This is a genomic window from Enterococcus sp. BWT-B8, from assembly GCF_020567625.1.
GTDB lineage: Bacteria > Bacillota > Bacilli > Lactobacillales > Enterococcaceae > Enterococcus_L.
On the sequence record NZ_JAJDJV010000018.1, the window covers coordinates 22,983 to 45,292 of the forward strand.

A 22,310-nucleotide genomic window follows, 5' to 3' on the forward strand; every position below is an offset into this window, starting at 1 on the left:
TCGAGAATTGTACCTTCCCCTGGCAGCTTTATGGTATGAGTTCAGCTTTGGTTCTATATTTATTTCTTTGGAATTACTCATGATAATCCTACCTATCGCTCAAAAGAAATACCGTTCTTATTCCCTGCTTCGAAATAAACTATAACAAACAAAGCATCTATTTTGAGAGCAATCTTTTCATAAAGGACTGAAGAAAACTGTCTGCTCTTTTAGCTGTTTTTTTAAGATAACAACAAAAACTGCATCCAGCTGTCACTGAGTTGAGTATAGTCTGTCGTAAAAATGCAGTCAAAAAATTTGATTTTTTTGTATATACTTAATTAAATAGTTCCTTTACTAGTTAGTGTTGTGGTGATTCTATTCTAGCGGAAAAGTTGTGTATCTTCTTTGTTTTTTTATAAAAAACTGGAACCGATAGAATTTTCTCTATCAGTCCCATAAATTATAGCGCCTCTTTTTACCGAATAATTTCTTCTATATTCTTTGGCATCACCGGGTTTGCTTAACCAAAACTTTTATAGCTCCTTTAACATCGAAAAAAATCTTTCCGATTTTTATTTTCGGAAAGATTTTTTTCTTTGGTTACCCCAGCCCATAAGGAAATTTAAAAATATGCTTACTAAGTACAGAAGTCAGCTTTAGCTAAAAAGTCTCTTTATATAGAGATAGAACGCTTACTGATATTCAAACACAGAGAACATAATTATAAAGAGAATATTTTCCTGATAATACTAGGGGAACCAGTTTGATCTGGCGGTTATTGAACAAAGATTTACTTTATTGAGTCATCATTTTATAGCCTCAACAACTGATTTAGCAACAATTTTTGCTACACCGGCTTCAAAAGCATCTGGTATAATATTGGTAGTAGTCAGTTCATTTTCAGGAATTAAACTAGCAATACCTAAGGCAGCAGCAATCTGCATTTCTTCGGTAATTCTAGTTGCCTGTGCATCCAGCGCACCTCTGAAAATCCCTGGGAAAGCCAAAACATTATTGATTTGATTCGGGAAATCACTACGACCTGTACCAACAATATAGGCACCCGCTGCTAAAGCTTCATCAGGAAAAATTTCTGGTACTGGGTTTGCCATTGCAAAGATAACAGGCTTATCCGCCATCTTCTGAATCCATTCTGGCTTTAGAGCCCCTGGCGCAGAGACACCGACAAAGATGTCTGCATCAACCAAAGCATCTTCCAATGTACCAGAAACTTTATCTCTATTTGTCACTTTTGCAATTTCAGCGTGATGCGGCGGCAAACTTGCACAATCATCTTCATTGATAATGCCAATTTTATCAACAATTATAATATTTTTTGCACCGGCTGCCAGAAATTTCTTTGCAACAGAAAGTCCGGCAGAGCCGCCGCCATTGATCACAATTTTAACTTTATCTAATGTTTTATTGATTAACTTCAAGCTGTTATAAACTGCTGCTAAAACCACAATTGCTGTTCCATGTTGATCATCATGGAAAACAGGGATATCACATTCTTCAATTAATCGTTTTTCGATTTCAAAACATCTGGGTGCACTAATATCTTCTAAGTTGATTCCTCCAAAGGTCGGTGAAATAGCTTTAACAATTTGAATAATTTCTTCTGTATCTTGCGTATCCAATACAATGGGTATAGCATCGACATCTGCAAATTGTTTAAACAGAGCTGCTTTCCCTTCCATAACAGGCATTGCTGCTTCTGCGCCAATATTTCCTAAGCCTAAAACAGCAGAGCCGTCACTAACTACAGCAACCATATTTTTCTTAATTGTTAGCTCATGTGCCAATGCCTTGTTATCTGCAATCGCTGAAGAAACAGCTGCAACACCTGGAGTATACGCAACACTCAAATCGTGGCGATTGTTAATCTCAACTTTAGAAACAACAGATAATTTCCCGCCGTATTTCCTTGCTTGTTCTAATGCTAATTCTTTTACATCTTTCTTCATTGTTATTTCCTCCATAACTAAATTAGGGTTTGTCTGAATACTTTAGATTTTAGAAAATCATTCTTAAAATAGCCGTCATGGTTATCACCGTGATAGCACCGCCTAAACGTGTGGCTACTTGAGCAAAAGGCATCAAGTTCATACGATCAGTAGCACTTAAAATTGCAACGTCGCCAGTTCCTCCCATACCACTTTGGCAGGCTGATACAATCCCTGCTTCGACAGGATTCATATTCATAAAACGAGAGATGAAGAAACCAGTCGCAATTACAGTAAAAACAACGCTGATAACAACAATAAAATACTGCCATGTTAGTGTTCCAACTACATCTTTTAAAGGAATATACAGTAAACCTAAGCCTGCCATCAGCGGAAAGGTAAAGTTGCCGGAAATAAATTTGTATAATTGTTTTGAACCTGTCTGTGTTTCCTTAGGAACGATATTTACATATTTTAAGAAAGCTGCAACAAGTATCATCAAAACAGGTCCAGGAAATCCAGTTAAATGCTGCAGCAAGTTCCCTGTAATGAATAATGCACATGCAACTAGGACTCCAGCACCCATTAATTTTATATCAAATGGGCTTTTATCTTCTTTTAATGCATCTGCCATGTCATCATTGTCGGATATTTTTACCAGTTGACCCTTACCAGAATATTTAGGATATTTTTCACCAAACCGGGAAAGTAATGCTGAACATACGATAGCAAAAAAATTACCGATAATTGTTGCAGGAATCAGTTGCGCAACTAATTGCTCGCTGCCTGTGCCTGTAATTGCACTGTATCCTAAGGAAAGTGGTAAAATTCCTTCACCAATTCCTCCTGCCAAAACTGGCGTTACGATAAAGAAGAGTGTATGTTTCCAATCCATTCCCAGCAACAAACCCACAGCAGTTCCCACTCCCATTGCACAAATCATACCAACCATCATTGGAATAATCATTTTCATAAGTCCTTGAACTAAGATTTTTCGATTCATTCCTAAGATACTTCCACAAACGAGACAAGCTATATAAAAATATAAAAAGTTGGCTTGCTTCATAAGTATATCTGCTGAATCCAGCACATTTTGATTAATTAGATTAAAGAAAACTAAAATAGAAGGAACTAGTAAAGATAAAATTGCCGGCCCGCCAAAATGTTTTAAAACAGGAAGATTTGCTCCAATTGTCCCTAATAGCCACCCCATGGTTAATATAACAGCAAAGCCGCCAAGCATGTTTACTGGTAATTGCTGCAAGTAACCTGTAATCATAATAACTGCAGCCAACACTATATAGACTGGCAGAGGAGTAGAACCAACTCGGATTTTCATCCACCTCTCTAAAATAGCATTTCCTTTTTCTGCTGGCTGATTTGTTACAGTAGCTTTTTTTTCTGTTTGCTGATTTGTTTTTGACCATTCACGCTTTTCCATAAATTTCCCTCCTGATTTATTTGTATCTTTAGTATAGTCATGATATTTCAGGTAATGAAGCTTATTTAACTAATTTAAGTAGTTCAACTAATTTAAGGAAATGGCCGGGAAAAAGACTATGGTATAATTTCCATGGAGGGATCATCATGAAAAAGAGCATTAGCTTATGGCTGCTACTATCGATTATCTTTATTGTTACCTTATTAACAACAAACACCATTCTTTACGGATTAATATTAAAGGAAAATACTGATCGGGTACAAAAAGAAGAGGAGCAATTGTTGCTTTCTGTAGGTAAGCAAGTTGCTTTAGAACCAGAAATTAAAAGCGCTTTACTAATAAATGAATCCTCGGATGCACTTGAACAATATACATTAGATATAGCTGAAATCTATAATTTTGATTTTGTTGTCATTATGAATATGGAGGGGATTCGTTTAACCCATCCCAGTATAAGTAAAATCGGGCAGCCCTTTGAAGGTGGAGATGAAACAACAGCAATGTCAGGGAAAGAACATATCTCTATCAGCAAAGGAACATTAGGTGACTCATTAAGAGGATTTGTACCAATTTTTGAGGATTCCAAGCAAATTGGCGTTGTGGCTTTAGGAATTAAACTGACTTCTTTAGATACCTTAGTTAAAGCTTCCAGAGAACGCTATGCTTTTTCTCTTATCATCAGTGTTGGAATTGCTTTGTTCACATCTACCTTAGTTGCTTATTATTTGAAACGCCAATTATTAAACTTAGAACCTAAGGAAATCACAAAACTTTTAGAAGAGAGAAATGCGATGCTTAATGAAACGAAAGATGTAGTTGTCGTAATCGATAGATTAGGTAAAATCACTTTGGCAAACACAGCCGCAAAAGAGTTCTATCTTCAATTGGGCGGAAACAGCGATTCTTTAGAAGGACAATTAGTGGATGCCTTAATACAGGATAAAGCTCAGCTGAACTTTACACGTAATGCCGAGCAATTATATCGGCAAAATGGCCAAGATTATCTTTTTTATATAGCACCAATATTAGTGAGAAAACAAGCAGTAGGTTCCATTATCTTTCTTAGAGATGCGACCGAATCTCTTTTCGTTATGGATCAGCTGGCAAGTACCACTTCCTATGTATCAGCGTTACAAAATCAATCCCATGAGTTTATGAATAAGCTTCATGTTATTTATGGTTTAGTAGATTTAGCAGCTTACAATGAACTAAAAATTTATCTTAATGACATTTTAAATCCAGAAGAAACGTTTACAAACAGTCTTTCCATTTTGGTAAAAAATCCTATGATCGCTGTTTTTTTAGTTGGTGAACAAGAGAAGTTTTCAAAATATGGGATAGATTTAGCAATTGAACTTTTCTCTGAATTACCTGATTATCTGGATCAAAAAAAGACAATTACAATCATTAGCTTATACCGCTATATCCATCATGTTTTATTGCAGCAGGAATTACCTGAAAAACTGCCAGTAACCATTGACTGTACAAGTAATTTATTGACTTCAAGCTACATTTTAACCGATAGTACTATAAACACTGATAAATTATCTGTCTTTTTCCAAGAAAATTATTTTAAAGAGCTACTCAAAGATGCTGAAGGAACATTTACGATTGAAACCCAATCATCGGGAATAATTTTGATTTTAAAAACCAGCTATGAAGGAGGAGCAATATGAATGTCTTAATTGTTGAAGATGACCCTATGGTAGAATTTATTCATAGAAATTATCTGGAAAGAATGAATAGTTTTATAAATATCTATTCATCAAGTATTGTTAAAGACGCCATGGCGTTGATTACCGATAAAAAAATCAATTTAATTCTATTGGATATTCACTTGAAAGATGACAATGGCTTGGAATTTTTACGTATGTTACGAAATCAGCAAATCAATGTAGAGGTCATCCTGATTACGGCTGCAAATGAAGCCTTAAGTGTACAAGAGGGGCTGCATTTCGGAGCATTGGACTACCTAATTAAGCCTTTTACTTTTGAACGCTTCGAACAAAGTATTCAATTGTTTCTTGAAAAAGAAAAAAGTTTAAAGAGAGAAACAATCGATCAAACTGTCATTGACAATTTAAGGGGAAATTCTGCTAATACAGCTGTTTCTGAGGTAGTTCTAGAAAAAGGATTGTCCAATGAAACCTTAGAACTAATTATTGATACAATCAATAGCCTGAATCAACCATTTAAATTAAATGAATTAGTCAAAAAAACAGACCTTTCTCATGTATCTATTCGTAAATATTTACGCTATTTAGAAACAATAAATCGATTGAAGCCTGAAACTATCTATACTAAAATTGGTCGCCCATACAAAATTTATTACTTTAAATAAACCTAAACTACTAGGGCGTGTCTGAAAAGTTAGTGGTATTCAAATTTTTCAGTGATTTTTGTTGAAACCAAGGAAGAAAACGCAGCTTATGTGGTTCATAAGCGAGTATTTATGACAATGAGTTCGATAAAAATCATCAAAATATTTGCCGCTTGAGTTTTCAGACACACCCTAGTATTTTGTTCTGTCCTGTCCGGAGACTAATCGCCTATATATCCCCTATGATTCGAATAGTAACAAAGGTTTATCTCCTGTAAAACGCAACTGCAAGAATCATTAGGATCAAGCATTCGGCCAGCAGACCACAAGCAACTCGGCTGTGAAAAGCAGCTGCCCGATTCCATTACTAAATCGAGTCAAGTCAGTTGCAACTATCCTTGTAAAGCATCTGCTAATTCCCGAATCTCCTTTGATGCTGCGGAAATTCTTGCCTGTCCGATCTTTTCGTTTCTCACTGACTAAAACATAAATCCTATCATTTCTTGAGATGAATATTTCACATACAAAGACTGTCATCTGCATACAGCTATCTCTTTGTATGTGAAATAAATTCTGACAAATTTATCCCCATCAGCACTTCGCATACTAGCTATCCCTTAGTAATGAACATAAATATTTGCCCACTGTTGTTTACTATTCCTATAGATGTATTCCTACAATCAAAAATAATCATATCTTTATTCGTTTGGCTGACTCTATAGTAAAATAGAGAAGATATCTACACTTTTCCAAGGAGGAGATCTTTATGAAATGGTATCAAATGGATATGACCGCACTGTCTAAAGTGCTGGACACATCTGAAATAGGATTGAGTCAGGAAGTTAGAAAAAAAAGGCTGGAGCAAGACGGGAAAAATATACTGACCGGAGAAAAGGAAGATGGAAAATTAAAAAAATTTTTCGCTCACTTTCATGATTTGCTGATTTATGTATTGATTGCTTCCGCCGTATTAAAAGGTCTGTCCGGTGATTTTATTGATATGACCATTATCCTTTTCGTTGTACTTATTAATTCAATTATTGGTTATGTTCAGGAAGCAAAAGCGACAGATTCTCTTAAAAGTCTGAATGACATGATGAGTACCTCCGCCGTGATTCTGAGTGATGGAGAAAAACAGGTAACAGATGCTGAAACATTGGTGAAGGGAGACGTGGTTTGCTTAAATCCGGGAGATATCATTCCTGCAGATCTGCGTGTCTTTGCAGCTTATAACCTAGTCGTTGAAGAGGCAATCTTAACTGGAGAATCAACGCCCGTAGAAAAACACAGTAAGATGATTACGGAAAATGTGGAGCTTGGTGATTGTACGAACATGGTATTCTCAGGAACCTTAGTCACCAGCGGCTCCGGTAAAGGCGTAGTCGTCAGTGTTGCCGATGATACCGAAATTGGGAAAATCAGTCAACACTTAAAAAGTATTGATAACAGTGAAACGCCTTTGATTAAGAAAATGAAAATACTGAATAAACAAATTTTTTATACATTAGCTGCTCTAATCACCGGCTTGACAGTTTTCAGTATTTTTTTTCGTGATTTTACAGGAAGCAAATTATTGTCTTCCATGATTGCACTAGCCGTTTCAGCGGTTCCGGAAGGTCTGCCTGCAGTACTGTCGATTATTTTATCTGTAGGAGTTGCCAGAATGGCGCAAAAAAAAGCGATCATCAAAAAAATGCCCGCTGTAGAAACTCTGGGAAGTATGGGAATCATTTGCTCCGACAAAACCGGTACATTAACAAAAAATGAAATGCAGGTTGTTTCAATTGTAACGGTAGATGGAACTGAAAAAAGCAGTCAGATAGAGCCTGAAATGTACCAAAAAGAATTAACTCAGGCAGAAGAGGATGATGTACTAAGAAAACTGATCGAGGTTGCCCGATATTGTAATGATACAAAAATTACTTATAAAAATGGACAGCGGGAAGTGATCGGGAATCCAACAGAAGGCGCCCTGCTTGAATGGGCAAATCATTTGTCGATCATAGAGGAAGAACATGACATCAGCAAGATCCCTTTTGATTCTTCATATAAATATATGGCAACCTTAGTAGAGGTGGATCATCGCCGCTTCATTTATTTGAAAGGAGCCCCTGATATTCTATTGCGCATGGTAGAATTTCAACTCCATAAAGATGGAAGACAGCCATTTAATGAGACCTACTGGCAGGAAAAAATTCAGGCACAGGCGCAAAAAGGACAGCGCGTTCTAGCTGCTGCTTTTAAAGAGGTCCCTCAGGAAAAAGAGTCGCTCTCACATCAGGATCTAAAAGATGAAATGATTTTGATTGGGCTGTATGGCATCATAGATCCACCGAAGCCAGAAGCAATCGAAGCAGTGGCAGTTAGTAAAAAAGCAGGCATCTCTGTCAAAATGATTACAGGCGACCACAAGGACACTGCAATTGCAATTGCAAAGCAGATTGGTCTGGAACAGTATGACCATGCATTGGAAGGAAAAGATATTGAACAATTGTCTGATGATGAACTCGCAGAGATTGTTTTGAAAAACGATGTCTATGCTCGAACAACGCCGGAGCATAAATTACGTCTTGTACATGCGATACAAAAGAATGGATACATTGTCGGAATGACCGGTGACGGCGTCAATGATGCACCTGCATTAAAGCAGGCAGATATTGGTATTGCAATGGGAATAAAAGGCACGCAGGTCACAAAAGATGCTGCAGATATGGTACTGGCTGATGACAATTTTGCAACGATTACAAGTGCTGTAAAAGAAGGTCGCAGAGTGTATGACAATTTAAAGAAAACTATTTATTTTTCTCTGCCCACAGCTTTTGCACAAGGGCTGCTGGTGGTTCTTTCGATTTTATTGGATCGACCGCTGCCGCTGACTTCTGTACAAATCTTATGGCTAAATATGGTTACGACAATCACCCTTTCCTTTGCACTAGGCTTTGAACCCTTGGGAAGAGGCAGAATGGCAGCCCCTCCCAGAGATCCAGAAAAAAACATTTTAGACAGGTATGCTGTTTTTCGAATTATCTATGTTTCCATCTTACTGGCTGCTCTTGGATTTTTTGTCAATGATTTCCTGGCAACTCGTGAAGCTTCAGTTGCTGTTATGCAGACTACTCTGATTATGACAATCGTATTCGGTCAGGTTTTCTACATGATCAACTGTCGGGAAATCACTGATTTTTCCATTAATGCTCAAATACTGACCAACAAAGTTCTTTGGCTCTCCTTGCTTGTCCTGTTCATTTTGCAAAGCCTGCTTATTTATGCGCCGTTCATGCATACAATCTTAGGAACTGCCGCTATTGATTTGAATCATATCGGTCTTTCCCTGACAGCAGGAATCATTCTATTTGTTTTTGTTGAACTGGAAAAAACAATAACAAGAAGCCTCTGATAATAGATAGTTCTGAGCTGAAACACTATAAAATTAACACTGGTAATTAAAGGAAAACCAACCGTTGCCATAGACAGTCTGGTATAGAATTAAGGGACTATGACAAAAGTATGTCTGAGATCCCTAAAACCGAATAAACGGTGTTCCAAAGCCCCTCCATGCTTCGAGGATCGGAACGAAGTGAGAACCGTAGACGCAGAAGCTGTCTCTTCGGAAATAAGTCGAACTATACTGAAAATATGAGTAGCTATTTTCGTATAGTCCGACTTATTTCTTGAGACAGAACACTTCTGTCACAACCTCTTTCTCTATATTTTCATTTTCAAATTCAGCTCTTCCAGCAATAAAAAAATACATAAAAGAACCTTTAAAAGCAGATTTATCCTCTTACCTCAGAATCTTCGCCGCTCCAAAGTATCGAGCTTAAGCAAAGACATTGCCCCATTCCTCACGCTGATCCAAAAACTCTTTGGCTAATGCTTGAGCCCCTTCCAGTGTATGGCTGGCTGCCCAGCCGCACTGAACCGGATTGCTGGCCGGAACTTCAGTCGCCACCAGCACATCCTTCATGGTTAATTCTAAAACCTCCATAACCTCATCAATGTTGTCGTGATTCAAGACAGTTAAATAGAACCCTGTCTGACAGCCCATTGGTGACCAATCAACAATATAATCTGCATGATTACGAATCAATTCTGCTGTCAAATGCTCCAAAGAATGTAATGCTGCCATTGCCATGTAATCCTGATTCGGCTGTTTCAAACGAACATCGTATTTCACGATTAAATCCCCGTTCGCACCCGTTTTTTTATCTGCTACCCGGATATAAGGCGCTTTAACCTTCGTATGATCCAAATTAAAACTTTCAACATTCATTTTCATCTGCTTTTTCCTCCATTCATTTTTTTTCGATAACCAGCCAGACAAAACAATTCATTTGGCGGTAGATGGTCTGAAAACCGTTCTTGGTAAAACCTTCCTCCAGGTCGACCATGAGCGGATAATACACCCGCTCCAAATCTGCTGCAAGATTGAATTCTCCCAAAGCTTTTTCTCTGTTACGATTTTAGCATAAGTCGCCTGAGATAGAAACATTGTATCACCAAATATGATTTTTCCGCCCTCTGACAACAATTGACCACAATTCTCAACGACCCTCTTTTTTTCAGCCGCTCTCAACTGATGAAACACCCTGTTTGAAACGATCACATCAACCACTGCCGGTAATTCAGGGAAGTTTTCCATACCACCAGCATAAAAAGTTGGATTTTGAAGGCTTGTTTTTCCTTTGGCAATCTTTCGCATTTCCGGAGAAGGCTCTACCAGATAAACAGTCTTTCCCGCAGTGATCGGTTTTTCTATCAAGTTGCCGATATCACTCTCAAACTCCAGCACTATTTCACTGGAAGCCTTGATGATCTCATCCAATATTTTTCAATAGCTGGCAAATACTTTCTAATACTCCGGATTACCACCATTGACCTCCTCATCGTAATCTGCTGTCCATTCTTTAAAAATCAGCATAAATTCCAGACCTATAGTTAGGCACCAGCCTTTTCAAATGCCTGTTCAAGATCCGCTAAGAGATCCCCTGCATATTCAAGTCCCACCGACAAACGAATCAGCCCATCTCTAATCCCTGCAGCTTCTCTTTTCTCTTTCGGGATTGATGCATGCGTCATGACTGCCGGAACTTCCACCAAACTTTCCACCCCGCCCAGGCTCTCTGCTAAAGTGAACAGCTGCAGTGCTTCAACAAAAGCAGTTGCAGCAGCTTCATTCTTTAATTCGAAAGAAATCATACCACTGAATCCGCTCATTTGTTTTTTCGCCACCTCATAACCGTTATGGCTGGACAGCCCAGGATAATAAACGTTGGCGACTGCCGGATGGCTTGTTAAAAATTCTGCTGCCGCTAATGCATTTCGCTGATGTTCCTCCATTCTTACGCCTAATGTTTTAATCCCCCGCTGCATCAGCCAACTGTCTTGCGGACCTAATACAGCCCCTATCGCATTTTGCAAAAAGGACAGCTCTTGAGCAAGCTTAGGATCATTCGTTGTCACTAAGCCAGAGACCACATCGCTGTGTCCGCCGAGGTATTTTGTTCCACTGTGAATCACAATATCTGCCCCCAATGCTAACGGCTGCTGGAAATAAGGAGTAGCAAAAGTGTTATCCACCATCACAACTAAATTATGCTTTTTAGCAATATCAGCTGCAGACTTAATATCTGTAATCTTCAATAATGGATTGCTGGGGGATTCCAGATAAAGCCCCTTGGTATTTGGCTGTATATTTTTCTCAATATCTGCCAGATCACTCGTATCAACAATCGTATACTCCAAACCATTTTTAACAAAAACCTGCTCAAATATACGAAAAGTTCCGCCATAAACATCGTCACCCATAAGCAGATGATCTCCCGGTACAAATAAGGACAAGATCGCATGAATACCCGCTAATCCTGAGCCAAATGCAAATCCCTGCACACCGCCTTCCAAGTCTGCGATTAATTCCTCCAATGCATGACGCGTTGGGTTACCTGAACGGGAATACTCGTATTCCTTTGGCTGCCCAACTCCATTTTGTTTGTACGTAGAGGTTTGATAGATTGGTACACTAACTGCTCCAGTCGTTTTATCTTCTGAAATCCCGCCGTGAATTAGTTTCGTATTGATATGCATATTAATAGTCCTCCCGCGAATAAATATTTTTGGATAAATAACGATCTCCGGCATCAGGGAAAATCGTGACCACCTGACTGCCGGCAGGTAATTGTGCCGCTTCTGCCAATGCTGCGACCATTACAGCTCCTGACGAACTACCCACTAAAAGCCCATGTTCCCGAGCCAGCTTTCTGGTCATGGCGAATCCATCCGAATCAGTGATAGCGGCATAACCAGTGATAGGCAGCCCCTCCAGAAAGGTCGGCATGAACTCGACCCCAATTCCTTCGATTTCATGACTGTGACTTGCTCCGCCGTTTAAAATTGAACCCTCCGGTTCTACACCGATTAAACGAATCGCCGTATTTCTTTCCAACAGGTAACGTGCAACTCCGCTAAATGTTCCGCCGCTGCCAACCCCCGCCACAAAGCTGGTGATTGACTCACCAAGATCGGCGACCAGTTCAGGAGCAAGCGATTGATAATAGGCTTGGGGATTGGCAGGATTTTCAAATTGCGAAGGCAGATAGCTGTCTGCAAATTCTTCTTGAAGCTTTTCAGCTTTGGCAATCGCCCCGATAATTCCTTCTTCGGTAGGTGTATGAACAATTTCCGCCCCTAGAGCCCGCATCAATGCCTGCTTTTCCAAACTAAACTTTTCCGGAACCACAAAGATCGTCCGCAAACCGAAAGCAAGTGCTGCAATAGCAATACCGATACCCGTATTACCGGCAGTAGGTTCAATAATCGTCGTCTCTCTGGTTATCTTGCCGCTTGCCAACCCGACCTCAATCAGATAGACACCTAAACGATCTTTGATGCTACCGCCGGGATTCAAGTATTCCAGCTTGGCATAAACTGAGGAGCCTTTAGGAATTTCAGCAAACTCACGATGGGTGAAACGCAGCAGCGGGGTATGACCGACAGCTGCTTGGATAGAATCAATAATCATAGTAAACTCCTTTAACATTTTTTTAAACAACAAAAAAGGTACTGACTATTAATCAGCACCTTGAATTTCCATTAGGTCGTCACCAAAGAATAGAAAAGCTCCTATTCATGGTATCAAAAATAATCGAAAAATTGGGCAGTTAACAGGCATGACAAAATGGTATGCTGCTTTTTAGCACCATACAACAACAGCAAGATTTAACTGCAACAGTTTTGCTGAATGTCATGTCCGGTTCCTCCAATTTTTTTGGTTCTTACGATGTTGTAAAGGTTAGCATAGGAAAAAATTTCTGTCAACAGAAAAACTCTGCTGGATATATGCTCCTTCTTGGCGGGAAAATCCATCCTGCCTTATGCATTATTCAGTAATTGATGCAAGAAATCCATCCGAACTTTGTGGAATATTGCTCTATTTTTAAGGCTGCTTTTCCATCGTATTTCCTGTATTAACTTTTATATATGGCTGCTATATCCTGTATTCTGCACTTTATTTCTGTGCGGACATGTGCTGGCTCTAAACATTCACATTTATCGCCAAAGCTGAAAAGAATATTGTAATAATAGTCATTTTCTATAAAGGGAAAGCGAACGATATAATGCTCATCACCATCGTCCAACAAGTCTTCAACTGTACAATAATCAAGCACCCTTTCTATAGCAGATTGATGAAAACGAAGGGTAATATGTGTTCCCATTTCTGCTAAAACATCACTAACATCCAGCTGCGGTTTTTGATAGTCGCGCGGTGAAAAAACCACTTCTTGAATTTGCAGGTTTGACAGGCGAGATAGTTTGAATAAGCGAAAATCATTTCTTTCACAGCAATACCCATACATATACCAGTGATTGCTTTTCAACACAAGCTGACAGGGTTCAACTGTTCGTGCGGTTTTATTTCCGTGACGGTCTGTATAGTCAAACGAAAGCTGTCTGTTTTCCTGTAAAGCTGTTTTGATTCTTTCCAGATAGGGTTGTATATTCCTGTTGCTCATCCAAGGACTCAAATCTATAAGTAATTGATTTGTTTTTAATTCAATGTCTTTCGCTCTGTCAGCAGGGATAAAGCTCCTGACTTTCGCAAGAGCATTAACCAGTTCATCCCCATGCACCATATCGGAAAGACTGGAAAGCCCCATCAGTATCGTGGAAAGATCAGTTGGCGAAAATACTTTTCTGTCTACCTTGTAATTCTGCATGATTTCAAAGCCGCCGCCCACTCCTGATACTGAACGAACAGGAATTCCTGCCAGATTGATAGAATCTATATCCCGATAGATTGTTCGGGGTGAAACTTCAAATTTTTCAGCCAGCTCCTGTGCACCCACACGTTCTTTATCAAGAAGAATCATAATAATACTGACAAGTCTTTCCACCTTCATCTAACAGCCGCCTTTCAAAATTTATTTTTTCCATTATAGATTGTTGCCATACTGATGTCAACAATTGCCAGGTATAATAAAGATTAAACAAATCAATTACTAATATCTGTCTGACAATTATTACAGAAACAAATTTTTCAGATAGATCTTAATCAGGAGGAAAAGCCATGAAGCAAAAAGCTTTAGTCATCATCGACATTCAAAACGACATCACAAAAAATTACAAGGAAATTATCGGAAATATCAATACCGCTATTGATTGGGCAGTCAAACAGGAGATTCATGTTGCTTATATTCGACATGAAAATTTATCAGCCGGCACGCGGACATTTAAAACTGGTACTTCCGGCGCTGAATTAGCTCCTGATTTAAAAATAGTCTCAAAAAATATCTTCACAAAGTATAAGGGCAACGCATTAACCAGTGAAGAATTTACAGCGTTTATTACAGCTAATGAAATAAGCGATTTCTATATCACAGGAGCAGACGCTGTTGCTTGTGTGAAATCAACCTGCTATAACTTGCGTAAGGCAGATTATGACGTTACGGTGTTATCAGATTGCATTACCAGTTATGATAAGCGAAAAATTGATGACATGCTGCGTTACTATGAAAGTAAAGGAAGCAAGATTAGCTGCTTGGATAGCTTATTCATTTAAGAAAATTTCCTGCCTAACACATTTAAGAGGATGTAACATACTTCTGTCACATCCTCTTAAATGGTGTTCAAAGGTCTTTATGTACAGTCCCTATTAACGTTTGACTACTTACACATTTATCAGAATGGCTTCGCATCCCCCTATCTCTTACTGCAGTAATAACTGTCGACAAGTTCATTTCTATTAGAGCTGCACATACCATCACTAAAAGTTTTTATACTAAAGAAAATTCTTGTATCTACAAGTCTCACTACACTACACTTCGTTTCGATCTCATCAATTTCTAAACGGCAGAGCCATTAAGAATTGAAGGACTTCGTTTCGATCTCATCAATTTCTAAATGGCAAAGCTATTAAGAATTGAAGGACTTTGTTCGAGTCTCGGCACAAACATGTCTAATTGGCAACTCGTCACGTTTAATCTACTGTGCTGCAAGGATTAGATCAAAGTGAAAGTATATCCTCCAAGTCCAATTAATTATTATTTTTTTCACGCAGACTCTTCCTGTAAGCAATTTTCTTTTTACGGTATTGGAGCGGAGAAGTTTCAATGTATTTTTTGAAGACCCGATTATAATAGGTCATATTTTGATAGCCTACTTCTTCTGCTACTTTAGCAATCGTCCAATCTGTGTCTTCCAACAGCTTCTGTGACTGTTGGATTCTTCGAATATTGGTAAATTCAGAAACGGTATAGCCCGTCGAACGTTTAAATATTCTGGATAAATAGCTCTTATCTAAATAGAAATATTTTGCTATATTTTGTAAAGAACCGGCTGTTTTATACGAGTCCCGAATATATAGGGCAACTCGATTAACCAATTCATCTACTTCATTTGTATTCGCCACTTTCTTTTCACGCGGCCCGCTGGTCTTTAATCTCGTCAGATAGACAAACAACTCCGTTAAGCGTACTTGTACTGACAGTTGATACATAGACTGCTTCTTTTTCACTTCATTAGCCAGATCCATCAATAGCCATTCTAAATAGGAACGGTCTGTTTCAGGAATCTGAATCAATCCGTTATATAAGCTGAAAAATTCATCCATATCAAAATCCGTGTCTGCTAAAATCTTTTGAAACTTTTCCTTTTCAAAAGAGAGAAGTACCCGGTCATGAAACAATTCTTTATCAGAAGCAGTATTATGAACCTGATTGGAATCAACGATCACTAAGCTGCCGGGCTTACACACATAATCCTTGTTTTCAATAAAAAACAGACGTTTTCCCGAAAGAAAATATTGAAATTCAACTTCTGGATGCCAATGCTTTACCATTTTATATTCTTCATGCCGCGTGCAGCGTTCTATTACCAAGCCATCCATCATACCACTATAAATAATATGTCTCATACGGTTCTCCTTTCTTACTTTGATACCAATTGATTTCTGTTCTTAAAGAATCAATTGCTTGCATCCCAGAGGTCCGATAGCCAACGCTATTCTAAGTTGATGCGTTTGCGACGAGGATCTCAACGGAGAGAGAACCGTAGGAGCACTATTTCTAAATGAATAAAATCACTAAGATACTGCGGTTCTCCTCTCTAAAAGAAATGTTCAATTATCCAGTAAATCAGAAACTGCGCTTAAAGCGATGTCTGTAACTAAATAATACAAAAAAAGATGATTAAAACGCAACCAGATCATTAAAATAAAAATCAAATACTGCTGATCGGGCTTCACAGGAAAATACCTGTGTTGAATCAATAATCAGTAAAAAGAAATGACTAGAGGAGTGTTTAATGGGAAGACAAATATTTGATCAATGGAAGATACCGAAAACACCATGTAATGATTCTATGATAGTATATGTGCAATGTGACTGCGGAGAGTTGGCAAAAAAGGTATATGGCAAGTATTATTTTACTTGTGATCATTATAGCCGAGAGTACGTGCAACAATTTGGAGATTATGTAGAAATAAAGAAAAAAAGACTCCGATCATTAGAAGTTGACCAGAGCTGATGTAGTCAGTATTTATGCTTCACCAAAATATTTGGCCCAATAAAAAACTCCAAATACTGATTTTACTTCATATGTTTCTAAATAGGAATGTGTATTATCATCCAAAGGAGGAGGAGAAACTTTGAAAAAAATTGAATACCTAAACTTTTCTTTTTCTGTAGATTCTGACTTCTCTACTTTGCTTGAAAAAGCTTCTTTAAAATGACCAGAGAAAAAAATATTGGATCTAAGAGCGATTTCAGGCGTTAAATGTGTGAAACAAAATAGAGCAATAACTGTGAAAAGTATTATTTTAAGTTTTGTATTTAGGCTTGCTTTCTTCATGATTTTCCTCCATAAACGCTATCATTTATCTGTAATTATATCAAATTTAGAATTTTAATAGAATAAATGAACTGTAAGCAGAAACGTCAAGACCGTCCCATGCTTCATTTAAGCGATCAGTTGTGTGCTGTGTGATATATGCTTTAGTGCCAGATTTTTGGCTAACATATGAAGCGTGAGTAATTTCATAGGTGTTTTTCTTCCAATAAGCTACGAAAGTACCTTCAGTCATTCCTTGTTGAGCAGAGGTTTTAGTTGTGTACTGAGAAGTCGATGCTCCACTGGCTGTCCAATATACAAAAAACTGGTGTGCTAAAGTCCATGTTGGTGAGTAGGACAAAGCGTTTACATAATACCAAGTCATTCCACTAGCATTTTGATAGTAACTTTGGCTTTTTCCACCAGCGTTAGCAATTTGTGAAACAAAATTAGTACAGTCTGAAGGGAACGCACGATAATTAGTGTTGTAGCTTTTAGCATGCTTTTTAGCATATGTTGTTGCGCTATAAACACCAAATCCCGTTCTAGATTGTATTCGGCTACTACCGGCATTTTCAGCTGCTAAAATTGAAGCTCTATTTTCTTCTTTTATCTCATTGTAAGTTTTGTTCAAAAGTGACGTGCGCGCGTTAAACATATCTAATGTAGATGTTTTAATTTCGGTAATAGGCGTAATCGAACCAATTCGGTTTGTATAAATGGAAGCAAACTCATTAAATTCAATGTTTTCACTTTCGGATGATCCAATTTTAATTTTGTCAGTATTGGCAACTTCATTTAGGAAATTGAAGTATTCAGAACTAAATTTGTCTTCGAATGTTTTCCCTAATTGTTCTTTAGCGGCAACTAGTAATTTTGTTTCGGAATCTATCAATTTAGAACTTAAGTCGAAATCAGAAACTGATCTTTTTCGCTCATTTTGCATAATGACTTGTCCTAGACTGCTACCTTCATTTCCAGCTATAGTGCTTTCTTCAGCACTTGCTTTAACAGACAATACAAACGGGATGGTAATCATAACTAGCGCGACTTTCAATTTACTAATTTTCATAAAGTACTTTCCTTATTCTTTTTTTACTTTGAAATATAATTAGTGTAACTAATTTATATATATTCTACTTTCTGTGGTGTTTAATTCGTTTTAATTGTAACATTTAATACCGAAAGAAGAAAGCGTTTTCTTTGCTACGAAGTAAAATTAATGAGTCTTTTTCTCATAACATGTAGCCTTTCTAATAAAACATTATGGAAACGAAACGGATCAATCTCTTGTTGATCCGTTTCATACAATTCCAACTAAGGATCACTTTGGCTTGATTCAAAATCATCAATAAGAAAAGTGTAAACCATAATGGAAAAATGTCTAAGTGAAATTTATAAAAGATAGTATTGAAAAAATTGGCAAGCAATGTGTCCTTAGAAGAAGCAGAAGAGATATGGTCCATTCATTCTTTAAGCTTGTATACAACCTGGTTAGGTATTTCAGAAAAGGAATCAATAGTGAAACTATTGAAAATAAAGATTACATGAGAAAGTATTTTTATGATCATGTATATAATGAAGAAGACTGTGTACTTGTAAACGAAGACAGTTCTGTCAGTTTCTATAGAGATTTACCAGATGCTAGGATGCAATTCCTTAAAAAGGATCAGAAAGGTGTTAAGTAATGGAAATTACAGCGGAGCAACTGTTACATTATGAAAAAATTCCTAGTAAAAAATTTCTTGAAATTACGAATAGACTGAAGCAAGTAGCTGAACATGAAGACAAGGAACTGCTTATTGCGATTTATCAGGATCAGGATTATAAATTTCATTGGGCAGAACCAGAACAAAAAGGAAACTTGGAAGATGTACAATTCTTACTAGAGGATAAACTATTAGTAAATGAGACGTATGCTTCACTGGTTTGTATAATCCATTCACACCTGCTTAATCTAAATAGGCCTCAGTTCTCGATTGCAGATAATATAGCAGATATGCAAATTCCTTTTGTTATATCAGTAATATTTGATTGTGCAGCTGTTTATAAAAAGCAATTGTCTACAGAAGACTTAAATGAGAGATATTTTAGATTCAGAACCTATAATTCATTTGAAGAAACATTTAAATATTTTGATTTAGACAATATTTGCAAAAAGGATCGTTCGGATTCTTAGAGAAAATTTTTCGGCAGCAGCTGCAGATCGTCCGGGTCAATTTTCCAAAAGGCGAACAGTCAAAATTCCTAAATCTGAAAATAGTTCGGCTTTTCAAAAATGATCAGTAAGAGGAAATCTTATGAAGATAAATAAAGAAAAAATAAGAAAATTGTTTTCTTATTTTGAAAATGTAAAATTTTCTAGTATTAAGGAAATAAAATTAGCATTTGAGAGCTGCACAACATTATGTATACAAGCAATTACTGATAAAATATCAAATTCAATAGTAATCATTTATTCAGATGAATCAAGAGACCAAGTGTATTATTCCCTAACAGAGGGGAAATATGTTCTCATTAATGACGAGAAATGTACAGCAGAAAAAACACTCCTGCTCCTATCCAAACACGGTGAAAATGATCGAGCTATTCCCTCTTTCCTGCCAAACTAATGAAGACAGGGGGAACAGCTCGATCATTTACTAAGATATTCTCCAAGCAAACTTTAGGGAAAACTGGATTATTTGACTTGGTTCCCTATACTTTTTCAAAAAAATATTCCAATACCGGAAGAGGCTATCCATTCCTGTTATACTGGAATTAGATAGTCAGCATGTATCACTTATCCAGTCATTCAAACAGCGAATCAACCGTTGCCTCCATATATTCAGAATAAGCATAGATTAAGGGACCAATTCCTTTGCCGTCATCACTTACTACAGGCTCAGAAATATAGTATTCATAAGTGCCGTCCCGTTCATGATACTCTCCCTTTCCAGGCATTCCGCCTAAGCCGGCAACCAGACAAATGTCCTTTAGTTTGATCCGTCCATTCTCTTGAACCATCTTTTGATTCATAACCTCTCTAAGAATTTCCCCACCCTTTTCCACATATGATTGATCAATAATTCCAAGTCTTACACCCTTTATCAAAATATACGCAATTGCACACGAGGCGCTGGTCTCAAGATAATTTCCTAGTCGATCTGCCTGATCCGTCACCTGATAAAAGAGCTTGCTTTCCTGATCCTGATACACCATTATAGAATTGATTAATTCAACCAGGTAAACAGACAGCTCTTCGGCAGCTTCCGAACAGGTGGTCTGAAGGAGTTCAATTGTGTCAATCAATCCCATTGCGTACCAACCGATTGAACGGCTCCAGAAGCTCTTGCTGCAGCCCGTTTTCTGATCAGACCAAAACATCTTTTTACTTTCATCATAGCCATGATAAAGTAATCCGGTTTGCTGGTCTTTCATGTATTTCTGTACATTTCTAAATTGAATTAATACGTCTGACAGATTGTTTCCAGCCAGCCACCGCAGACCATAGGCCAGATAGAAGGGCTGAACCATGTTCAACCCATCCAACCATATTTGGTTGGGATAAATCAGTTTATGCCAAAAGCTGCCGCTCTCAGTACGCGGCTGTTTTTCCAACTGACCGTATAATCGGTCAAGTGCTTTCCGATACTTCTCTTCCCCCGTCTGATCGTATAAGTCGAAGAGAACTTTCCCTTCATTGATGGAATCTGAATTCATACTCTCCAGCGAATAACCTAGAATTTCACCCTCTTCATTAATGAAATAATCAATGAACTTCTTTAGAAAGTCAATATATTGTTTCTCTCCTGTTACATTGTACATTCGTTGAACAGCAATTAATACACAGCCATCGATGTAACTCCAGTGAGGCTTTTTCTTTTCCAAAATCGCTTCCTGATTCCAAACGGATTTCTCCGGAGAAGAATCAGCGAGAAGTTCATCAAAATACTGCTTAATCATTTCCATCACATTGCTCCTTATTCTTTCATTGCACTTCTTCTATTTCTCTCTTTACCCGAACTTTTTTCAGTTCAATAAGTGTCGTATGCGTTGCTTCCTCATGCCCGCCTAATTTGCCAGTCAGCATCGGTACGCAGATAAAGAAGCAGCTCATCAGCTTACACAGGATTTCCCGTTGAAATACGATAGCTGCAGGAACATCCGTCCGTTCTTCATCTGTGGAAATAATTTGCAGGCGATAAAAGCCTTTGCCAACTGTCTGTCCATTTATCATAAATGGATATTGAATCAAAAAATAGGCAAGAACGAAAAGAAGCATCCCTAAAATTGATCGAACCACATCATTTGAAATAATCAGCTTTACTTGAGGCAGCAGCAGACCGAAACATACAAAAAGCAGCAGAATACCTAAAAAGAAATCAATGGCCTGTGCCATTATTCGTTTTATTAAGAATGTCATCTTTCTATTCCTTTCCTGACCTATTATTCTTTACCACCTGTACTTGCAACGCCATCAACAAAATATCGCGAACCTGCAAAGAACAGTGCAATCATCGGCAGCAGTCCCAAACAAGAAGCCGCAAAGACTCGACCGTAATTGACCATCGCTTCTCCATCCAACTGCTGTTTCAGCACAACAGACAGGACTGTCTTATCTGCACTGTTTAAATAAATCAATGGACCCTGGAAATCATTCATTCCCCACATAAAGCTAAGCAATGCAACAGTGATCAAAATTGGTTTAATTACCGGAACAATCACTCTCCATAAAATCTGAAAATCATTACAGCCATCCATAACAGCTGCTTCATCCAATTCTTTTGGAATCGTCCGCATAAACTGAACAATCATAAAGATGAAGAAGGAAGAGGAGGCGAAAATATCACTGACATACAAACTAGCAAAACTATCCAGCAAACCTACTTGTCGATACAATAGATATAATGGAATCCGAAATGCCAATTCCGGCATCAGCAACGTAACAATAACTGCGCCAAAAACAAATTTTTTCCCTTTAAATGACTTACGTGCAATAACATAGGCAGTCAGTGTACAAGAGATAACAGTGAAAATTGTTTTAGGAATCAAAAATTTCAATGTATTGGTAAAATAAAACCAAATATTATTCTCCTTTGTAATCTGCCATGCCTCCTGAAAGTTTGTCATAACAGCTTTTCCTGCAGGAGGAAAAAGGGTTAACGTACCGAAGATGTCTCGGTTTTCCTTGAAGGCAGAGCCGATCATCCACAGCAGTGGATAAATCAGAATAATCCCGACAATAATCAGCAATACATAACGGATAGCTTCATTAATGCGTCTTCTTGACTTGCTCATTTCCATCTTATTGTTTCCT

At 37.8% G+C, this 22,310-nt stretch carries 21 protein-coding genes; 7 read left to right on the forward strand and 14 right to left on the reverse strand.

Translation table 11 applies throughout. The features are described 5' to 3' along the window. Positions 1 to 788 precede the first annotated feature (788 nt). A complete protein-coding gene (locus tag LI951_RS13880; protein ID WP_202068097.1) occupies positions 789 to 1,949 on the reverse strand; it encodes an NAD(P)-dependent malic enzyme in 1,161 nt (386 codons plus the stop codon). 49 nt (positions 1,950 to 1,998) lie between these two features. After that, the gene (locus tag LI951_RS13885) at positions 1,999 to 3,267 is read right to left on the reverse strand and encodes a 2-hydroxycarboxylate transporter family protein (RefSeq protein ID WP_202068134.1); all 1,269 of its coding nucleotides are present in this window, start codon (positions 3,265 to 3,267) and stop codon (positions 1,999 to 2,001) included. A 248-nt stretch (positions 3,268 to 3,515) separates the two neighbouring features. On the opposite strand from LI951_RS13885, the gene LI951_RS13890 reads away from it, so the two are divergent. Both LI951_RS13890 and LI951_RS13895 read left to right on the forward strand, forming a co-directional pair. Next, the gene (locus LI951_RS13890) at positions 3,516 to 5,045 is read left to right on the forward strand and encodes a Spo0B domain-containing protein (protein WP_229442590.1); all 1,530 of its coding nucleotides are present in this window, start codon (positions 3,516 to 3,518) and stop codon (positions 5,043 to 5,045) included. Then, positions 5,042 to 5,710 (forward strand): response regulator, encoded by a 669-nt coding sequence (locus tag LI951_RS13895; RefSeq protein ID WP_229442592.1) that lies wholly within the window; start codon positions 5,042 to 5,044, stop codon positions 5,708 to 5,710. The genes LI951_RS13890 and LI951_RS13895 overlap by 4 nt, the downstream gene beginning before the upstream one ends. 282 nt (positions 5,711 to 5,992) lie before the next feature. Here LI951_RS13895 and LI951_RS13900 read toward each other — a convergent pair whose 3' ends face one another. Next, complete coding sequence (locus LI951_RS13900; RefSeq protein WP_229442594.1) at positions 5,993 to 6,232, reverse strand: hypothetical protein; 240 nt, start codon at positions 6,230 to 6,232, stop codon at positions 5,993 to 5,995. Positions 6,233 to 6,455: 223 nt separating this feature from the next. On the opposite strand from LI951_RS13900, the gene LI951_RS13905 reads away from it, so the two are divergent. Then, positions 6,456 to 9,086 carry an HAD-IC family P-type ATPase gene (locus tag LI951_RS13905; RefSeq protein WP_229442596.1) on the forward strand — a complete coding sequence of 877 codons (2,631 nt, stop codon included), beginning with the start codon at positions 6,456 to 6,458 and terminating at the stop codon, positions 9,084 to 9,086. 423 nt (positions 9,087 to 9,509) lie between these two features. On the opposite strand, the gene LI951_RS13910 is transcribed toward LI951_RS13905, so the two are convergent. The 5 genes from LI951_RS13910 to LI951_RS13930 all read right to left on the reverse strand — a co-directional run bounded on the left by LI951_RS13910 (position 9,510) and on the right by LI951_RS13930 (position 14,085). Then, on the reverse strand, positions 9,510 to 9,968 hold the full coding sequence (locus LI951_RS13910) for an S-ribosylhomocysteine lyase (RefSeq protein WP_229442598.1): 459 nt from the start codon (positions 9,966 to 9,968) through the stop codon (positions 9,510 to 9,512). A 51-nt stretch (positions 9,969 to 10,019) separates the two neighbouring features. Continuing rightward, entirely contained in the window at positions 10,020 to 10,481 is a 462-nt protein-coding gene (locus LI951_RS13915) for a class I SAM-dependent methyltransferase (RefSeq protein ID WP_229442600.1), read from the reverse strand. Between the two features lie 146 nt (positions 10,482 to 10,627). Beyond that, complete coding sequence (locus LI951_RS13920; RefSeq protein ID WP_202068103.1) at positions 10,628 to 11,773, reverse strand: cystathionine gamma-synthase; 1,146 nt, start codon at positions 11,771 to 11,773, stop codon at positions 10,628 to 10,630. 1 nt (position 11,774) lies between these two features. Continuing rightward, positions 11,775 to 12,707, reverse strand: coding sequence for a PLP-dependent cysteine synthase family protein (locus LI951_RS13925; protein WP_229442602.1), 933 nt, complete (start codon positions 12,705 to 12,707; stop codon positions 11,775 to 11,777). A gap of 445 nt (positions 12,708 to 13,152) precedes the next feature. Then, positions 13,153 to 14,085 (reverse strand): helix-turn-helix transcriptional regulator, encoded by a 933-nt coding sequence (locus tag LI951_RS13930; protein WP_229442603.1) that lies wholly within the window; start codon positions 14,083 to 14,085, stop codon positions 13,153 to 13,155. Between the two features lie 167 nt (positions 14,086 to 14,252). Here LI951_RS13930 and LI951_RS13935 point away from each other — a divergent pair, with 167 nt between their 5' ends. Next, positions 14,253 to 14,744, forward strand: coding sequence for a cysteine hydrolase family protein (locus LI951_RS13935; RefSeq protein ID WP_202068106.1), 492 nt, complete (start codon positions 14,253 to 14,255; stop codon positions 14,742 to 14,744). A 474-nt stretch (positions 14,745 to 15,218) separates the two neighbouring features. Here LI951_RS13935 and LI951_RS13940 read toward each other — a convergent pair whose 3' ends face one another. From LI951_RS13940 to LI951_RS13950, 3 genes are all read right to left on the reverse strand, one after another. After that, on the reverse strand, positions 15,219 to 16,097 hold the full coding sequence (locus LI951_RS13940) for an AraC family transcriptional regulator (protein ID WP_202068107.1): 879 nt from the start codon (positions 16,095 to 16,097) through the stop codon (positions 15,219 to 15,221). Positions 16,098 to 16,720: 623 nt separating this feature from the next. After that, a complete protein-coding gene (locus tag LI951_RS13945) occupies positions 16,721 to 17,032 on the reverse strand; it encodes a hypothetical protein (RefSeq protein WP_229442606.1) in 312 nt (103 codons plus the stop codon). Between the two features lie 46 nt (positions 17,033 to 17,078). Beyond that, positions 17,079 to 18,083, reverse strand: a complete 1,005-nt coding sequence (locus LI951_RS13950) for an amidase domain-containing protein (RefSeq protein WP_229442608.1) — start codon at positions 18,081 to 18,083, stop codon at positions 17,079 to 17,081. Between the two features lie 316 nt (positions 18,084 to 18,399). On the opposite strand from LI951_RS13950, the gene LI951_RS13955 reads away from it, so the two are divergent. From LI951_RS13955 to LI951_RS13965, 3 genes are all read left to right on the forward strand, one after another. Beyond that, positions 18,400 to 18,699, forward strand: coding sequence for a hypothetical protein (locus LI951_RS13955; protein ID WP_229442610.1), 300 nt, complete (start codon positions 18,400 to 18,402; stop codon positions 18,697 to 18,699). Then, positions 18,699 to 19,190 (forward strand): hypothetical protein, encoded by a 492-nt coding sequence (locus LI951_RS13960; RefSeq protein ID WP_229442612.1) that lies wholly within the window; start codon positions 18,699 to 18,701, stop codon positions 19,188 to 19,190. Before LI951_RS13955 ends, LI951_RS13960 begins: the two co-directional genes overlap by 1 nt. A 121-nt stretch (positions 19,191 to 19,311) precedes the next feature. After that, positions 19,312 to 19,623 carry a hypothetical protein gene (locus LI951_RS13965; RefSeq protein ID WP_229442614.1) on the forward strand — a complete coding sequence of 104 codons (312 nt, stop codon included), beginning with the start codon at positions 19,312 to 19,314 and terminating at the stop codon, positions 19,621 to 19,623. A gap of 178 nt (positions 19,624 to 19,801) precedes the next feature. On the opposite strand, the gene LI951_RS13970 is transcribed toward LI951_RS13965, so the two are convergent. The 3 genes from LI951_RS13970 to LI951_RS13980 are packed head-to-tail and all read right to left on the reverse strand — an operon-like array spanning position 19,802 to position 22,297. Then, on the reverse strand, positions 19,802 to 20,962 hold the full coding sequence (locus tag LI951_RS13970) for a glycoside hydrolase family 88/105 protein (RefSeq protein ID WP_202068113.1): 1,161 nt from the start codon (positions 20,960 to 20,962) through the stop codon (positions 19,802 to 19,804). Between the two features lie 19 nt (positions 20,963 to 20,981). Beyond that, entirely contained in the window at positions 20,982 to 21,416 is a 435-nt protein-coding gene (locus LI951_RS13975) for an RDD family protein (protein WP_229442616.1), read from the reverse strand. Between the two features lie 23 nt (positions 21,417 to 21,439). Next, the gene (locus LI951_RS13980) at positions 21,440 to 22,297 is read right to left on the reverse strand and encodes a carbohydrate ABC transporter permease (protein WP_202068115.1); all 858 of its coding nucleotides are present in this window, start codon (positions 22,295 to 22,297) and stop codon (positions 21,440 to 21,442) included. Positions 22,298 to 22,310 lie beyond the last annotated feature (13 nt).

Excerpts from the sequence above, each read along its gene's own strand:
- LI951_RS13880 (WP_202068097.1), bottom strand. The coding sequence starts at position 1,949 with ATGAAGAAAGATGTAAAAGAATTAGCATTAGAACAAGCAAGGAAATAC.
- LI951_RS13885 (WP_202068134.1), bottom strand. The coding sequence starts at position 3,267 with ATGAAAATCCGAGTTGGTTCTACTCCTCTGCCAGTCTATATAGTGTTG.
- LI951_RS13890 (WP_229442590.1), top strand. The coding sequence starts at position 3,516 with ATGAAAAAGAGCATTAGCTTATGGCTGCTACTATCGATTATCTTTATT.
- LI951_RS13895 (WP_229442592.1), top strand. The coding sequence starts at position 5,042 with ATGAATGTCTTAATTGTTGAAGATGACCCTATGGTAGAATTTATTCAT.
- LI951_RS13900 (WP_229442594.1), bottom strand. The coding sequence starts at position 6,232 with ATGCAGATGACAGTCTTTGTATGTGAAATATTCATCTCAAGAAATGAT.
- LI951_RS13905 (WP_229442596.1), top strand. The coding sequence starts at position 6,456 with ATGAAATGGTATCAAATGGATATGACCGCACTGTCTAAAGTGCTGGAC.
- LI951_RS13910 (WP_229442598.1), bottom strand. The coding sequence starts at position 9,968 with ATGAAAATGAATGTTGAAAGTTTTAATTTGGATCATACGAAGGTTAAA.
- LI951_RS13920 (WP_202068103.1), bottom strand. The coding sequence starts at position 11,773 with ATGCATATCAATACGAAACTAATTCACGGCGGGATTTCAGAAGATAAA.
- LI951_RS13925 (WP_229442602.1), bottom strand. The coding sequence starts at position 12,707 with ATGATTATTGATTCTATCCAAGCAGCTGTCGGTCATACCCCGCTGCTG.
- LI951_RS13930 (WP_229442603.1), bottom strand. The coding sequence starts at position 14,085 with ATGAAGGTGGAAAGACTTGTCAGTATTATTATGATTCTTCTTGATAAA.
- LI951_RS13935 (WP_202068106.1), top strand. The coding sequence starts at position 14,253 with ATGAAGCAAAAAGCTTTAGTCATCATCGACATTCAAAACGACATCACA.
- LI951_RS13940 (WP_202068107.1), bottom strand. The coding sequence starts at position 16,097 with ATGAGACATATTATTTATAGTGGTATGATGGATGGCTTGGTAATAGAA.
- LI951_RS13945 (WP_229442606.1), bottom strand. The coding sequence starts at position 17,032 with ATGAAGAAAGCAAGCCTAAATACAAAACTTAAAATAATACTTTTCACA.
- LI951_RS13950 (WP_229442608.1), bottom strand. The coding sequence starts at position 18,083 with ATGAAAATTAGTAAATTGAAAGTCGCGCTAGTTATGATTACCATCCCG.
- LI951_RS13960 (WP_229442612.1), top strand. The coding sequence starts at position 18,699 with ATGGAAATTACAGCGGAGCAACTGTTACATTATGAAAAAATTCCTAGT.
- LI951_RS13965 (WP_229442614.1), top strand. The coding sequence starts at position 19,312 with ATGAAGATAAATAAAGAAAAAATAAGAAAATTGTTTTCTTATTTTGAA.
- LI951_RS13970 (WP_202068113.1), bottom strand. The coding sequence starts at position 20,962 with ATGGAAATGATTAAGCAGTATTTTGATGAACTTCTCGCTGATTCTTCT.
- LI951_RS13975 (WP_229442616.1), bottom strand. The coding sequence starts at position 21,416 with ATGACATTCTTAATAAAACGAATAATGGCACAGGCCATTGATTTCTTT.
- LI951_RS13980 (WP_202068115.1), bottom strand. The coding sequence starts at position 22,297 with ATGGAAATGAGCAAGTCAAGAAGACGCATTAATGAAGCTATCCGTTAT.